Raw genomic sequence first — 14,760 nt, 5'->3', positions numbered from 1 at the left:
CGGCCGAATCGGGTATACTCCCGCTCTTTAAATCGCAGCCCAAGTAACAGGTGAATTTCGTGAGCCAGCCTACGCCAGCCGTGCGTACCTTCCAAGACTTGATCCTCGCCCTCCAGCAATACTGGGCCGAGCAAGGTTGTGTGGTACTTCAGCCCTACGATATGGAAGTAGGCGCCGGCACTTTCCACACCGCTACCTTCCTGCGGGCCATCGGCCCGGAAACCTGGAACGCCGCTTATGTGCAGCCCAGTCGTCGCCCGACTGACGGCCGCTACGGCGAAAACCCGAACCGTCTGCAGCACTACTACCAGTTCCAGGTGGTATTGAAGCCGAACCCGGACAACTTCCAGGAGCTGTACCTGGGCTCGCTGAAACATGTCGGCCTGGACCCGCTGGTACACGACATCCGTTTCGTCGAAGACAACTGGGAATCGCCAACCCTCGGCGCCTGGGGCCTGGGCTGGGAAGTCTGGCTCAACGGCATGGAAGTGACGCAGTTCACTTACTTCCAGCAAGCCGGCGGCATCGAGTGCTACCCGGTAACCGGCGAGATCACTTACGGTCTCGAGCGCCTGGCCATGTACCTGCAAGGCGTGGACTCGGTCTACGACCTGGTGTGGGCTGACGGCCCGTTCGGCAAAGTGACCTACGGCGACGTGTTCCACCAGAACGAGGTAGAGCAGTCCACCTACAACTTCGAACACGCCAACGTCGAGAAGCTGTTCGAACTGTTCGACTTCTATGAAAGCGAAGCCAAGCGCTTGATCGAACTCGACCAGCCGCTGCCGTTGCCAAGCTATGAAATGGTGTTGAAGGCGTCCCATACCTTCAACCTGCTGGACGCCCGTCGTGCCATCTCGGTAACCGCGCGCCAGCAATACATCCTGCGTGTACGCACCCTGGCGCGTTCCGTCGCCCAAGCCTACCTGCTGGCTCGCGCCAAGCTGGGCTTCCCGATGGCTACCCCGGACCTGCGTGATGAAGTGTTGGCTAAGCTGGAGGCTGCACAATGAGTGCTCAAGATTTCCTGGTTGAACTGGGCACCGAAGAGCTGCCACCCAAGGCACTGAATACCCTGGCCGACGCGTTCCTGGCCGGTATCGAAAAAGGCCTGCAAACCGCCGGCTTGAAGTTCGCTGCAAAGAAAGTCTACGCCGCGCCACGTCGCCTGGCCGTGTTGCTGACCGCGCTGGAAACCCAGCAGCCGGACCGCAGCATCAACCTCGACGGCCCGCCGCGTCAGGCGGCTTTTGACGCTGAAGGTAACCCGACTCAAGCGGCCCTTGGTTTCGCCAAGAAGTGCGGCGTCGAGCTGAGCGAGATCGACCAGAGCGGCCCGAAACTGCGGTTCAGCCAGGTCATCACCGGTAAGCCGACCGCCAGCCTGTTGCCCACTATTGTTGAAGACTCGCTGAACGACCTGCCGATCCCCAAGCGCATGCGCTGGGGTGCTCGCAAGGAAGAATTCGTACGCCCGACCCAATGGCTGGTGATGCTGCTCGGTGACCAAGTCATCGACTGCACGATCCTGGCTCAGAAGGCTGGCCGTGATTCCCGCGGTCACCGCTTCCACCATCCAGAAGCCGTGCGCATCACATCGCCCGCCAACTATGCCGCCGACCTGCGCGCGGCTTATGTACTGGCCGATGCCAATGAGCGTCGTGAGCTGATCAGCAAGCGCACCGAAGAACTGGCGCGCCTGCAGGAAGGCACCGCCATCGTGCCGCCAAGCCTGCTCGACGAAGTGACCGCGCTGGTTGAATGGCCGGTGCCGCTGGTGTGCTCGTTCGAAGAGCGTTTCCTCGATGTGCCGCAAGAAGCCCTGATCACCACCATGCAGGACAACCAGAAGTACTTCTGCCTGCTGGACGTTGACGGTAAGTTGCTGCCGCGCTTTATCACCGTGGCCAACATCGAAAGCAAAGACCCGCAGCAGATCATCGCCGGTAACGAGAAAGTCGTTCGTCCGCGCCTGACTGATGCCGAGTTCTTCTTCAAGCAAGACAAGAAGCAGAAGCTCGAAGATTTCAACCTGCGCCTGCAAAACGTGGTGTTCCAGGAAAAACTCGGCAGCGTCTACGACAAGGCTGTGCGTGTTTCCAAACTGGCCGCGTACATTGCGCCGCGCATCGGCGGTGACGCTGCCTGGGCCGCCCGTGCAGGGTTGCTGTCCAAGTGCGACCTGGCCACCGAGATGGTCGGCGAGTTCCCGGAAATGCAAGGTGTTGCCGGTTACTACTACGCCCTCAATGACGGCGAGCCAAACGATGTGGCGCTGGCGCTGAACGAGCAGTACATGCCACGCGGTGCCGGTGCTGAACTGCCGACCACCCTGACCGGTGCGGCCGTGGCCATCGCCGACAAGCTGGACACCCTCGTGGGTATTTTTGGTATCGGCATGCTGCCTACCGGCAGCAAAGACCCGTATGCCCTGCGCCGTGCCGCGCTGGGCGTGCTGCGTATCCTGATCGACAAGAAGCTTGACCTCGACCTGACCCAGGCCGTGGTGTTCGCTGTCGGCCAGTTCGGTGGCAAGGTCAAGCAAGCCGGCCTGGCCGAGCAAGTGCTGGAATTCGTGTTCGACCGCCTGCGGGCGCGTTACGAAGACGAAGGCGTGGACGTTTCCGTCTACCTGTCGGTACGTGCCCTGCAGCCGGGTTCGGCGCTGGACTTCGACCAACGCGTACAAGCCGTCCAGGCGTTCCGCAAACTGCCGGAAGCCGGGGCACTGGCCGCTGTGAACAAGCGTGTGTCGAACCTGTTGAGCAAGGCCGACAACCTCGGCAATGCCGAAGTCGACCCAGGCCTGTTTGCCGATGCCAAGGAGTTCTCGCTGAACTCGGCCATCGCCAAGGCAGAAAACGCAGTGAAACCGCTGCTCGCCGAACGCAACTACGCCGAAGCATTGGCGCGCCTGGCCACCTTGCGTGAGCCGGTGGATGCGTTCTTCGAAGCGGTGATGATCAATGCCGAAGATGCGGGCGTGCGGAAAAACCGCTACGCCATGCTGGCGCGTCTGCGTGGCTTGTTCATCAATATCGCTGACATTTCCGTACTGGGCTGATCATGTTGAAACTGCTGATTCTCGATCGGGACGGTGTCATCAATTACGACTCCGACGCTTACATCAAGTCGGTGGCGGAATGGATTCCCCTGCCGGGTTCGATCGAGGCCATTGCGCAGTTGAGCAAAGCCGGCTGGACGGTGGCCATCGCCACCAACCAGTCCGGCATCGCCCGCGGTTACTACGACATTGCCACCCTGGACGCCATGCACGCGCGCTTGCGCATGTTAGTGGCTGAGCAGGGCGGTGACGTGGGGCTGGTTGTGTACTGCCCCCATGGGCCGGATGAGGGCTGCGATTGCCGCAAGCCCAAGCCTGGCATGTTGAAAACCATTGCAGAACATTACAAGGTGCCATTAGCTGGGCTATGGTTCGTCGGGGACAGCCTCGGTGACCTGGAGGCGGCCAAAGCCGTCGACTCTCAGCCAGTTTTGGTTAAAACCGGGAAAGGCGAAAAGACCCAGGCGAAAAACCTGCCGGTAGGCACCTTGATTTTTGACGATCTGGCGGCCGTTGCCGCAGAACTTATCAACAACTAGCCGCCCTCGACTTCCTGACCAAGGATTGTTCGGGAGTGCGCTTTTAACAGGCGGGCCCTGTCCCGCAACGGTAAATGCCGCCATGTCGATTTTGCAGGCCATCAGAACCTTCTTCTTTTACCTGCTGTTGGGCACCAGTTCGTTTCTCTGGTGCACCCTGAGCTTTTTTATCGCGCCATTCCTGCCGTTCAAGGCGCGCTATCGTTTTATCAACGTCTTTTGGTGCCGCTGCGCGTTATGGCTGACCAAGGTGTTCCTGAACATCCGTTTCGAGATCAAGGGCGCTGAAAACGTCCCGGACCAACCCTGCGTGATTCTGTCGAACCACCAGAGCACCTGGGAAACGTTCTTCCTTTCAGCGTACTTCTCGCCGCTGAGCCAGGTGCTCAAGCGTGAGTTGCTGTACGTGCCGTTCTTCGGCTGGGCGATGGCCATGTTGCGTCCGATTGCGATCGACCGTGACAACCCGAAGGCTGCGCTCAAGCACGTGGCCAAGAAGGGTGACGAGCTGCTCAAGGATGGCGTTTGGGTGCTGATATTCCCGGAAGGTACTCGGGTGCCTTATGGCACCGTGGGCAAGTTTTCGCGAGGCGGCACCGCGTTGGCGGTCAATGCCAATCTGCCGGTATTGCCGATTGCACATAACGCCGGCAAATTCTGGCCGAAGTCCGGTTGGGCCAAAACTGCAGGCACCATCACCGTAGTCATCGGCGAACCGATGTACGCCGAAGGTGAAGGGCCGCGTGCGATTGCCGCGTTGAACGACCGCGCGGCAGCATGGAATGAAGCGCAGCAACGGGCCATGGGTTCGTTGCCTGCGCAGGCTGTTGTAGTCGAGACACCTGAGATTTGAGGATCTGTGGATAACCTGTGTACGGTTTGTTGGCGAATTGGCGTTTTTGATTCATAACAAGCTGATTTAATTACATATTTCTCAAGCTCATAAAATCTCGAAAAACGTGCATAAGTTTTTTTGCGCATTAAAAAACCGGTCCTAGTGACCGGTTTTTTATGCACAGGCGAAAGGTACGTTTTTCACTCGTCAAGCAGAGGCAGTTGCAGGCTGAAGGTTGAGCCTTTACCCAGCTCGCTTTCACACCTGATGCGGCCGCCATGACGCTCCACCACGGCTTTGACCATGGTCAATCCCAACCCCAGACCCTCACTGCCCTGGGCCGAGTCAAAGCGTCGATACTGGCTGAACAGCTCGGGCAAGTCTTCTGGCGCAATGCCAGGCCCCTGATCGCTGATACTGCATTCCAACCACCCTTGCGTACTGCTATGGCTCAACGTGACGGTGGTACCGGATGGGGAATATTTAATAGCGTTCTCCAGCATGTTGAACAGCGCCCGAGTCAGCAGTGATTGATCGGCTGAGACCATACCCTCATCCGCCTCGTCCAGGTCGTGAACCAAGTAAATGCCCTTGAGCTGCGCAATCACCGCCACTTGGTCAAAAGCATCCATTACCAGCATGGCGAACAGTGAGGGATGGAAGTGGTAGCCATCAGCTTCGGCTTTGGCCAACTGCACAAAGGACTCAGTGAGGCTCAATGCGCGCTTCACCTGTTGTTCGATCTGGGAAAATATGGGGGATTGGCCGTTGTGCACATCCAGCATCGCCAGGATCGCCGAGTGTGGCGCACGCAGGTCGTGGGAAAGGAAGCGTAGCATCGTCTCGCGGTGCAATTGGGCTTCACGTTCCTTGCTCAGGTCCGTCAGGCTCAGCAGCCAGCCAAGGGCGAGGTCGCCTTCAGCCGGCAGCAAGGGCGCAAGCTCCATGCGCAGGCTGCGTTGGTGGATGTCACGAAACTCAACGAGCTCCAACACTGACAGAGCAGGGCGTACGCCATTGTGCAGCGGTGGATAGCCCAGGTCGGCAAGTTGCTCGAGCAGATTTTCGTTCACCAGGTCATTACCGAACACCTCCCGCGCAATACGGTTAGCCAGCAGGATGTTGCCTTGGGGGTCTGTAATGAGAGTTGCCACCGGCAAGCATTCCAGACCGTCAGCCATAAACCGTCGGGTGTCGCGTGTGCGGCTTACCGCTTGCTCCAGGGCAAAGATCCGCGCTTGCAACACATCACCCTTACTGGCGGGCGCACGGCGACGTTCGGGAAGCACCTTGGGTTCGTTATCCAACCGCGCGAGCTCCCAGCCGAAGTAGGCAAGGATCACGCTGAGGCGGCGCCAATTCCAGATCAGGTAGCTGAGCAGCAACCCAATCAAACACGCAGCAGGCGACCACCAGTGGTCCAGGCGCAACAACACCCACGCGCCAAGCAACGCAGTCGTCATGCAACCCAGGGTCATCCACAGCGCGTAGCGCGGGCGGTATAGCAACAAGCCCAGCAACAGAGCCACCAAGGCGGTCGCCATGAGTGCCGACACCCCACCAGGAAGGTCAACAATGCTGCGCTCCAGCAAGAGACCATTGAGGACGTTGGCCTGGATCTCGACGCCCGCTGTCGTGCCGACGGTGGAGGAGAGCGGCGTAACGAAGCGATCGCCCATACCGGTTGCAGTGGAGCCCACCAGGATAAGGCGACCGCGCAGGCGCTCTGGAGGCACTTCACCGCGTAATACGCTGGCGTAGGACACACTGGGAAAGTGGGTATTGGCAGCGATGAAAGGAATACGAATAGCATTCTCTCGATGCCAGTACTGACTAATCGGCTGCAGAGGCGTCCCGGGCATTTCAGAGACTTGACCGCTCACCGTGTAGGCCAGCCATGCCAGTTGCGGCGCCATGTTATCGGGTGGGCCTTCGCGCATGAACAGGCTGCGTACTATGCCGTCGCTGTCCGCTTCGACGTTGATATGCCCAAGGCCTCTGGCGCAATTGAGCAGCGGCAACAATTCCGGTTCCGGTTGGCTGTAACTGGCGACTTCTTCACGCAGCAACGGCAACACAACATTGCCGGCATGACACACCGCTGCTGCGAGGCGTTGGTCATTGGCGGGTACGCCAGGTTCACTGAAAATCACATCGAACAGGATGGCTGACGGTTGCGCAGCACTCAGGCGATCGATCAGGTCAGCATGCAAATTGCGCGGCCAGGGCCATCGCCCCAGCTCTTTCAAGCTTTGGTCGTCGATGGTCACCAGCAAGATACGTGGATCCACCGGCAGCGGCGCCAGACGCCGAAGGCTGTCGTACAACGGATTGTTCAGCGCCAGGCCCGGGCTCAACGATAGGTAGGCAGTGATAGGCAACAACAACAGCCCTATCCACAACCACTCGCGAACCAACCCATGGAATAAACGTTGGGCGTGGGTGGGTTGGCGTTTCTCTGCCTTGTGCCAAAGCATCATTGGTCAGCCACCGGACACCTGAACCTGGGTAGCAGGTGGGTAATAGAAGATGTCATAAACCCCGGTTTCCCCCTCCAGGCCGTCCGCGTCGTAGGCTGACAGGCGCACGTGATAGAACGATGCTTTGAGCCCAGTGAAGCGCATTTTCGGCTCACTGGAAAAGTTTTCCTGCTTGATGTTCATGAAGGCCGTATCGGTAGCGACCTGGGCGCGATAACGCTGTGCACCGGGTAATGGCCGCAGGTACAAACTCCAGATCGGTGCCTCGCCTTTCTGGCCATCTTGACCGATTAACTCAGGCGCAGGGAGAAGCTCCACGGGCTTGAGCTCACCCTGTGTTTTGATGAGCAAACCTTGTCGTGCACTCACCTTTACTTCACTTTCAACGGGCCTGGTTTTTATCTCGCGATTGACCGCGACCTGTCCGTTGAGCACCTCCAACACCGATTGCTCGCCATCGCTGCGCACGCGAAAGTGTGTACCGCGCACGCCCAGAACACCCACGGGTGTCACGATCTGAAAACGGTCGTAATCACTGACCCGCTTGATCACATACGTCTCGACTTGGCCTTGCTCGAGAATGACCTGGGGAATCGACTGTTTCTCCACCAGGTGCAATCGCACGTGTGAACTGGAGGGCAGCACCACCCTCGAACCGTCCCCCAACAGTAGGCTGACAAACGCCGACGTTGATGTCTTCACACCTTCTTGCTCATCAATGGTCATGCCTTCCTGCAGCGGCTGTGCCTTGCCCGCGGCATCGAGCTTCCAGGCTTCCCCCGTCAGATGCTGCACAACCGCCGGCAACGGTTGCGCACGACACAATAATTGATCGTCGATATAGGCAGAGCGGTGCACCGTAGAAGCCTGCGTAGCCCCTATGACCAAGGTCAATAACGAGGGTAGGGCACCGCATAATCGGTTGGCAGAAAAGGTCATGGAGCTCATCACGTTGGTGGTTCGAGAAGGCAACTGGCATCAAGACGCACATGTCTGCGGCAGTGCATGTGTCGGCTGATCCTTTTCCTCTGGGATGGGAGCCGGTATCTTTCCCACTTAGGTACTGAAGACTTTAAACGGATTAACGGCCCTTTGATATCAGCGTACCGACAGATCCAAGGAGGCGTTGAGTCTGGCCACAATTATTCAGATTCACCCACCGACCCTGCGCTGTATGTAGGTGATTGAACAGGCCGTCGGCTGCCGTATTTTTTTGGAGAAGGACCCACCCATGCGTGTCGCAATACTGGACGACGAACCCGCTGAATTGCGCCGGGTTGAACAGACACTGCGACAGATCCCCGGCACCGCAGAACAACCCTGGTCCCTGCATTGCTTCGAGCGCGGTGAAGACCTGCTGCGGCAATTGCGCCGGGAAACGTTTGACCTGTTGATACTCGACTGGCAATTGCCCGATATCACGGGTATCGCACTGCTGCGCTGGACGCGCGAACACATGGATTCACCGCCCGCCGTGATCATGCTCACCAGCCGGGATGCCGAGAGCGATATCGTCACGGCGTTGAACAGCGGGGCGGATGATTACGTCAGTAAGCCCTTTAGGCCTAACGAACTCAAGGCTCGGGTTAGTGCGGTCTTACGTCGTCATGGGCTGCAAAAATCAGCCACTAATGAGCTGCAAAGCTTCAACGACCTGACCTTTGATGACGCCGAATTGACGGTCACGCGGGCAGGCAAGCCGATCAATTTGACCGAGCGAGAGTACCGACTGGCCAGTTGCTTGTTCGCCAACCTGGCTCGACCGCTCTCTCGCGAATACCTGTATGAACGATTTTGGTCCCATGAGGAAATGGTGTCTTCAAGGCCACTGGATACCCATATCTATCGGTTGCGTAACAAGCTGGGATTGACCGCTGACAGAGGCTGGCAACTGTTGACGATCTATGGATACGGCTACCGATTGGAGAGTGTTGCGCCTGCGACCCCAAGCTAAAAATAGCGATGTTCCACGTGGAGCATTTCAAAAGCGCCTATTCATCACCCAATAAAAAAGGCCAACGCTGAGCGTTGGCCTTTTTGTTTTTGCAGAATCACCTGGCGCAGGTTCCAAAAATAGACAATTCGGGAAGCCCGGCAAACCTGGATAATTTTTTCGCGGACAAACAAAACCCCTACCTGTATGCGCAGGTAGGGGTTTCGGAATTTAATCTTGACGATGACCTACTCTCACATGGGGAAACCCCACACTACCATCGGCGATGCATCGTTTCACTGCTGAGTTCGGGATGGGATCAGGTGGTTCCAATGCTCTATGGTCGTCAAGAAATTCGGGTACTGAGTCGTGACCAGATGGCCTCGCTTCAGCAAATTGGGTATGTGACAGCTTTCGGTGTTTTGTGAGATCGAACTTTCGGTTCTATCGTCTTCACACACCGCAATCTGGTCTCTTTCGCTTTTCAGCTCGGAGCATGCAAATTGCTTGGGTGTTATATGGTCAAGCCTCACGGGCAATTAGTATTGGTTAGCTCAACGCCTCACAGCGCTTACACACCCAACCTATCAACGTCGTAGTCTTCGACGGCCCTTCAGGGGACTCAAGGTCCCAGTGAGATCTCATCTTGAGGCTAGTTTCCCGCTTAGATGCTTTCAGCGGTTATCTATTCCGAACATAGCTACCCGGCAATGCCACTGGCGTGACAACCGGAACACCAGAGGTTCGTCCACTCCGGTCCTCTCGTACTAGGAGCAGCCCCTCTCAAATCTCAAACGTCCACGGCAGATAGGGACCGAACTGTCTCACGACGTTCTAAACCCAGCTCGCGTACCACTTTAAATGGCGAACAGCCATACCCTTGGGACCGGCTTCAGCCCCAGGATGTGATGAGCCGACATCGAGGTGCCAAACACCGCCGTCGATATGAACTCTTGGGCGGTATCAGCCTGTTATCCCCGGAGTACCTTTTATCCGTTGAGCGATGGCCCTTCCATACAGAACCACCGGATCACTAAGACCTACTTTCGTACCTGCTCGACGTGTCTGTCTCGCAGTCAAGCGCGCTTTTGCCTTTATACTCTACGACCGATTTCCGACCGGTCTGAGCGCACCTTCGTACTCCTCCGTTACTCTTTAGGAGGAGACCGCCCCAGTCAAACTACCCACCATACACTGTCCTCGATCCGGATAACGGACCTGAGTTAGAACCTCAAAGTTGCCAGGGTGGTATTTCAAGGTTGGCTCCACGCGAACTGGCGTCCACGCTTCAAAGCCTCCCACCTATCCTACACAAGCAAATTCAAAGTCCAGTGCAAAGCTATAGTAAAGGTTCACGGGGTCTTTCCGTCTAGCCGCGGATACACTGCATCTTCACAGCGATTTCAATTTCACTGAGTCTCGGGTGGAGACAGCGCCGCCATCGTTACGCCATTCGTGCAGGTCGGAACTTACCCGACAAGGAATTTCGCTACCTTAGGACCGTTATAGTTACGGCCGCCGTTTACCGGGGCTTCGATCAAGAGCTTCGCGTTAGCTAACCCCATCAATTAACCTTCCGGCACCGGGCAGGCGTCACACCCTATACGTCCACTTTCGTGTTTGCAGAGTGCTGTGTTTTTAATAAACAGTCGCAGCGGCCTGGTATCTTCGACCGGCATGAGCTTACGGAGCAAGTCCTTCACCCTCACCGGCGCACCTTCTCCCGAAGTTACGGTGCCATTTTGCCTAGTTCCTTCACCCGAGTTCTCTCAAGCGCCTTGGTATTCTCTACCCAACCACCTGTGTCGGTTTGGGGTACGGTTCCTGGTTACCTGAAGCTTAGAAGCTTTTCTTGGAAGCATGGCATCAACCACTTCGTCATCTAAAAGATGACTCGTCATCAGCTCTCGGCCTTAGAATCCCGGATTTACCTAAGATTCCAGCCTACCACCTTAAACTTGGACAACCAACGCCAAGCTGGCCTAGCCTTCTCCGTCCCTCCATCGCAATAACCAGAAGTACAGGAATATTAACCTGTTTTCCATCGACTACGCTTTTCAGCCTCGCCTTAGGGACCGACTAACCCTGCGTCGATTAACGTTGCGCAGGAAACCTTGGTCTTTCGGCGTGGGTGTTTTTCACACCCATTGTCGTTACTCATGTCAGCATTCGCACTTCTGATACCTCCAGCAAGCTTCTCAACTCACCTTCACAGGCTTACAGAACGCTCCTCTACCGCATCACTTACGTGATACCCGTAGCTTCGGTGTATGGTTTGAGCCCCGTTACATCTTCCGCGCAGGCCGACTCGACTAGTGAGCTATTACGCTTTCTTTAAAGGGTGGCTGCTTCTAAGCCAACCTCCTAGCTGTCTAAGCCTTCCCACATCGTTTCCCACTTAACCATAACTTTGGGACCTTAGCTGACGGTCTGGGTTGTTTCCCTTTTCACGACGGACGTTAGCACCCGCCGTGTGTCTCCCATGCTCGGCACTTGTAGGTATTCGGAGTTTGCATCGGTTTGGTAAGTCGGGATGACCCCCTAGCCGAAACAGTGCTCTACCCCCTACAGTGATACATGAGGCGCTACCTAAATAGCTTTCGAGGAGAACCAGCTATCTCCGAGCTTGATTAGCCTTTCACTCCGATCCACAGGTCATCCGCTAACTTTTCAACGGTAGTCGGTTCGGTCCTCCAGTTAGTGTTACCCAACCTTCAACCTGCCCATGGATAGATCGCCCGGTTTCGGGTCTATTCCCAGCGACTAGACGCCCTATTAAGACTCGCTTTCGCTACGCCTCCCCTATTCGGTTAAGCTCGCCACTGAAAATAAGTCGCTGACCCATTATACAAAAGGTACGCAGTCACCCAACAAAGTGGGCTCCCACTGCTTGTACGCATACGGTTTCAGGATCTATTTCACTCCCCTCTCCGGGGTTCTTTTCGCCTTTCCCTCACGGTACTAGTTCACTATCGGTCAGTCAGTAGTATTTAGCCTTGGAGGATGGTCCCCCCATATTCAGACAAAGTTTCTCGTGCTCCGTCCTACTCGATTTCATGACTAAGAGATTTTCGCGTACAGGGCTATCACCCACTATGGCCGCACTTTCCAGAGCGTTCCGCTAATCTCAAAGCCACTTAAGGGCTAGTCCCCGTTCGCTCGCCACTACTAAGGGAATCTCGGTTGATTTCTTTTCCTCAGGGTACTTAGATGTTTCAGTTCCCCTGGTTCGCTCCATACACCTATGTATTCAGTGTAAGGTAACCATCTTATGATGGCTGGGTTCCCCCATTCAGACATCTCCGGATCAAAGTCTGTTTGCCGACTCCCCGAAGCTTTTCGCAGGCTACCACGTCTTTCATCGCCTCTGACTGCCAAGGCATCCACCGTATGCGCTTCTTCACTTGACCATATAACCCCAAGCAATCTGGTTATACTGTGAAGACAACATTCGCCGAAAATTCGATAATACTCAATTACGAGTAACTCACAAATTTTACCTTAGCCTGATCCGTTACCAGTGAAAGTAACGTTCAGTCTATCTTTCTATCACATACCCAAATTTTTAAAGAACGATCTAATCAAAGACTAGAAATCAACATTCACCATCTTAACGATGGAATGCTCATTTCTAAGCTTTCGACACTTCAGAAGCAGTAGTGGTGGAGCCAAACGGGATCGAACCGTTGACCTCCTGCGTGCAAGGCAGGCGCTCTCCCAGCTGAGCTATGGCCCCGTATTTCTACAGGCGTTTCCCACACAAAATTGGTGGGTCTGGGCAGATTCGAACTGCCGACCTCACCCTTATCAGGGGTGCGCTCTAACCAACTGAGCTACAGACCCAATTTCGGGCTGCTTCTTATCGTCTTCTTCAATGAATCAAGCAATTCGTGTGGGAACTTATGGAGCAGCTGATGTCGTCGATTAAGGAGGTGATCCAGCCGCAGGTTCCCCTACGGCTACCTTGTTACGACTTCACCCCAGTCATGAATCACACCGTGGTAACCGTCCTCCCGAAGGTTAGACTAGCTACTTCTGGTGCAACCCACTCCCATGGTGTGACGGGCGGTGTGTACAAGGCCCGGGAACGTATTCACCGCGACATTCTGATTCGCGATTACTAGCGATTCCGACTTCACGCAGTCGAGTTGCAGACTGCGATCCGGACTACGATCGGTTTTGTGGGATTAGCTCCACCTCGCGGCTTGGCAACCCTCTGTACCGACCATTGTAGCACGTGTGTAGCCCAGGCCGTAAGGGCCATGATGACTTGACGTCATCCCCACCTTCCTCCGGTTTGTCACCGGCAGTCTCCTTAGAGTGCCCACCATTACGTGCTGGTAACTAAGGACAAGGGTTGCGCTCGTTACGGGACTTAACCCAACATCTCACGACACGAGCTGACGACAGCCATGCAGCACCTGTCTCAATGTTCCCGAAGGCACCAATCTATCTCTAGAAAGTTCATTGGATGTCAAGGCCTGGTAAGGTTCTTCGCGTTGCTTCGAATTAAACCACATGCTCCACCGCTTGTGCGGGCCCCCGTCAATTCATTTGAGTTTTAACCTTGCGGCCGTACTCCCCAGGCGGTCAACTTAATGCGTTAGCTGCGCCACTAAGAGCTCAAGGCTCCCAACGGCTAGTTGACATCGTTTACGGCGTGGACTACCAGGGTATCTAATCCTGTTTGCTCCCCACGCTTTCGCACCTCAGTGTCAGTATTAGTCCAGGTGGTCGCCTTCGCCACTGGTGTTCCTTCCTATATCTACGCATTTCACCGCTACACAGGAAATTCCACCACCCTCTACCATACTCTAGTCAGTCAGTTTTGAATGCAGTTCCCAGGTTGAGCCCGGGGATTTCACATCCAACTTAACAAACCACCTACGCGCGCTTTACGCCCAGTAATTCCGATTAACGCTTGCACCCTCTGTATTACCGCGGCTGCTGGCACAGAGTTAGCCGGTGCTTATTCTGTCGGTAACGTCAAAACACTAACGTATTAGGTTAATGCCCTTCCTCCCAACTTAAAGTGCTTTACAATCCGAAGACCTTCTTCACACACGCGGCATGGCTGGATCAGGCTTTCGCCCATTGTCCAATATTCCCCACTGCTGCCTCCCGTAGGAGTCTGGACCGTGTCTCAGTTCCAGTGTGACTGATCATCCTCTCAGACCAGTTACGGATCGTCGCCTTGGTGAGCCATTACCTCACCAACTAGCTAATCCGACCTAGGCTCATCTGATAGCGCAAGGCCCGAAGGTCCCCTGCTTTCTCCCGTAGGACGTATGCGGTATTAGCGTCCGTTTCCGAACGTTATCCCCCACTACCAGGCAGATTCCTAGGCATTACTCACCCGTCCGCCGCTCTCAAGAGAAGCAAGCTTCTCTCTACCGCTCGACTTGCATGTGTTAGGCCTGCCGCCAGCGTTCAATCTGAGCCATGATCAAACTCTTCAGTTCAAACATCTTTGGGTTTTTAAGAAACCCTAAACTTGGCTCAGCAATCGTTGGTTACATCTTTGATTTCTCGCGGAGTAACTTGTGATGCTGATAATCTTGTTGACTATCAGTCTGACTCCACAAGCACCCACACGAATTGCTTGATTCAGTTGTTAAAGAGCGGTTGGTTAAGATCTTTCGTCTCAACCGAGGTGCGCATTCTACAGCACCTCACCAGCTAACACACTTAAAATTTTATGATCTTTTAATAAAATCAAATACTTAAGTAGCAACTTTGTTCAAGTTGCTCGTCAGCCGGAGGCGAATAATACAGTATTAGAATACGTGGTCAACCCCCCATCTAAAAATTATTTTCCCCATACTAAAAAGCCTGCTGTCGTTAGAAACGTCCCAAGACCTTTGCAGCAAATAATGTGGGCAAAAAAAAGCCCGCTGTCCGCGGGCCTT

Annotated in this window: 7 protein-coding genes, 2 tRNA genes and 3 rRNA genes; 5 read left to right on the top strand and 7 right to left on the bottom strand. The window is 55.3% G+C overall.

Going from position 1 to position 14,760, the window contains the following annotated elements; genetic code table 11:
* The first annotated feature begins 59 nt into the window (after positions 1–59).
* The 4 genes from glyQ (at position 60) to ACLBW8_RS10070 (ending at position 4,456) form a co-directional block, all read left to right on the top strand.
* Positions 60–1,013, top strand: coding sequence for a glycine--tRNA ligase subunit alpha (glyQ, locus tag ACLBW8_RS10085; RefSeq protein ID WP_003213601.1), 954 nt, complete (start codon positions 60–62; stop codon positions 1,011–1,013).
* A complete protein-coding gene (glyS, locus tag ACLBW8_RS10080) occupies positions 1,010–3,064 on the top strand; it encodes a glycine--tRNA ligase subunit beta (protein WP_407017427.1) in 2,055 nt (684 codons plus the stop codon). Before glyQ ends, glyS begins: the two co-directional genes overlap by 4 nt.
* Entirely contained in the window at positions 3,064–3,603 is a 540-nt protein-coding gene (gmhB, locus tag ACLBW8_RS10075) for a D-glycero-beta-D-manno-heptose 1,7-bisphosphate 7-phosphatase (RefSeq protein ID WP_208604456.1), read from the top strand. The genes glyS and gmhB overlap by 1 nt, the downstream gene beginning before the upstream one ends.
* A gap of 82 nt (positions 3,604–3,685) precedes the next feature.
* Positions 3,686–4,456, top strand: a complete 771-nt coding sequence (locus tag ACLBW8_RS10070; RefSeq protein WP_064449991.1) for a lysophospholipid acyltransferase family protein — start codon at positions 3,686–3,688, stop codon at positions 4,454–4,456.
* Between the two features lie 182 nt (positions 4,457–4,638).
* On the opposite strand, the gene ACLBW8_RS10065 is transcribed toward ACLBW8_RS10070, so the two are convergent.
* Positions 4,639–6,918, bottom strand: coding sequence for a CHASE2 domain-containing protein (locus ACLBW8_RS10065; RefSeq protein ID WP_447805277.1), 2,280 nt, complete (start codon positions 6,916–6,918; stop codon positions 4,639–4,641).
* Positions 6,919–6,921: 3 nt separating this feature from the next.
* Complete coding sequence (locus ACLBW8_RS10060; protein ID WP_447805276.1) at positions 6,922–7,857, bottom strand: FecR family protein; 936 nt, start codon at positions 7,855–7,857, stop codon at positions 6,922–6,924.
* A 292-nt stretch (positions 7,858–8,149) separates the two neighbouring features.
* On the opposite strand from ACLBW8_RS10060, the gene ACLBW8_RS10055 reads away from it, so the two are divergent.
* Positions 8,150–8,872 (top strand): response regulator transcription factor, encoded by a 723-nt coding sequence (locus ACLBW8_RS10055; RefSeq protein ID WP_221295971.1) that lies wholly within the window; start codon positions 8,150–8,152, stop codon positions 8,870–8,872.
* A gap of 214 nt (positions 8,873–9,086) precedes the next feature.
* Here ACLBW8_RS10055 and rrf read toward each other — a convergent pair.
* The 5 genes from rrf to ACLBW8_RS10030 all read right to left on the bottom strand — a co-directional run bounded on the left by rrf (position 9,087) and on the right by ACLBW8_RS10030 (position 14,313).
* Positions 9,087–9,202: ribosomal RNA gene (gene rrf / locus ACLBW8_RS10050) — 5S ribosomal RNA — on the bottom strand.
* 167 nt (positions 9,203–9,369) lie between these two features.
* Positions 9,370–12,261 (bottom strand): 23S ribosomal RNA (locus ACLBW8_RS10045).
* Positions 12,262–12,511: 250 nt separating this feature from the next.
* Positions 12,512–12,587: transfer RNA gene (locus ACLBW8_RS10040), tRNA-Ala, on the bottom strand.
* 30 nt (positions 12,588–12,617) lie between these two features.
* Positions 12,618–12,694, bottom strand: a tRNA-Ile gene (locus ACLBW8_RS10035).
* A gap of 82 nt (positions 12,695–12,776) precedes the next feature.
* Positions 12,777–14,313: ribosomal RNA gene (locus tag ACLBW8_RS10030) — 16S ribosomal RNA — on the bottom strand.
* The 16S, 23S and 5S rRNA genes sit together here with 2 tRNA genes alongside, the layout of an rRNA operon.
* Positions 14,314–14,760 lie beyond the last annotated feature (447 nt).

The sequence above is a fragment of the Pseudomonas sp. M5A4_2d genome (assembly GCF_053345295.1).
The sequence above is the reverse complement of the archived record's forward strand: the minus strand, read 5'-3'. Positions and strand labels throughout refer to the sequence as shown.